1 protein-coding gene is annotated in these 1,380 nt (G+C 44.6%); it reads left to right on the top strand.

The features are described 5' to 3' along the window. Window positions 1-294: 294 nt before the first annotated feature. Window positions 295-1,257 carry a 2-hydroxyacid dehydrogenase family protein gene (locus tag ACYVR3_RS11240; protein WP_054733302.1) on the top strand — a complete coding sequence of 321 codons (963 nt, stop codon included), beginning with the start codon at window positions 295-297 and terminating at the stop codon, window positions 1,255-1,257. The last annotated feature ends 123 nt before the right edge of the window (window positions 1,258-1,380 follow it).

A 1,380-nucleotide genomic window follows, 5' to 3' on the forward strand; every position in this document is an offset into this window, starting at 1 on the left:
TAAAACTTCGTTACGAACGAGATCGGTCATGGTGAATTTTCCTTTCAAGAAACTAAGATTTGGGGTCGAGCTAAATCGTTTGATTTTCAGAAATTCGTGCTAAAATCAACGCATCGTTAAGGTGATTGATAAGCGTACAAACCCGTGAATTTGGTTAGTTGTGAAATAAATATCAATTGCTTTCCAGCGGTATATGGCGGGCTTTTGGCACGGTTACGAAAAAGTGCGTGATTGAACTTTGAACGATTTAGGACGATAATGAAAGCGTTAACAAAATACTGGAGGTAAAATCTTATGAGCAAAGTATATTTATCAGCTAAGTTACCAGAAGTTGCCACTAAAACCCTGACCGATGCCGGTTTGGATGTCAGCGTTTTCGCTGGTGACGGCTTAATTTCTCATGAAGAATTACTCAAAAACGTCACGGATGCCGACTTTTTAATCACGCCACTATCAACTAAAGTGGATAAGGCCATCATTGATGCTGCACCTAAACTGAAGTTAATTGCGAACTTCGGTGCTGGGTTCAACAACATTGATACCGCCTACGCAAAGGAAAAGGGTATCCCAGTAACCAACACGCCAGCCGTTTCAACAAACGCCGTGGCTGAAGTTACCATTGGTTTAATTTTAGCATTAAGTCACCGAATTGTTGAGGGTGATCAAAAGATGCGTCACGAAGGCTTCCCTGGCTGGGCCCCACTTTACTTCTTGGGCCACGAAATTGCCGGTAAGACTTTAGGGGTTGTCGGTTTAGGGAACATCGGGAGTGACGTTGCGCGCAAGGCCAATGCTTTGGGCATGAACGTTCAATACTACAAGCCAAACCGCCTATCAGATCCTGAAGAGCGTTCAATGAAGGTGAAGTATGTTTCATTGGATGAATTGATCAAGACCAGTGACTACATCAGCATTAACGCCCCACAAACTGCTGACAACCATCACCAATTCGATGCTGACGCCTTTAAGGCCATGAAGTCAACTGCTTCGATCATTAACGTTGGTCGTGGGCCAATCATTGATGAAGCTGCCTTGCTGGATGCTTTGAAGGCTGGCGAAATCGCTGGCGCCGCTTTGGACGTTTACGAAAAGGAACCCGAAGTTGACGATGGCTTCAAGACTTTGAAGAACGTCATCTTAACCCCACACGTTGGGAACGCTACTGTTGAAGCTCGTGATGCTATGGCGAACATCGTTGCTGGCAACGTTGTGTTGGTTAACAAGGGCGAAGCTGCTAAGTTTATCGTTAACAAGTAATGCTTAATCGTACGCAAAAAGAGGTCGAGAAATCGACCTCTTTTTTGTATGTCTTTAGACCCAGTTGAGCACGTGAAACGTGCGAAACAAAAACCCACCTGCTATGCGGGTGGAAAACAAAAT

This window comes from Secundilactobacillus muriivasis (assembly GCF_054785195.1).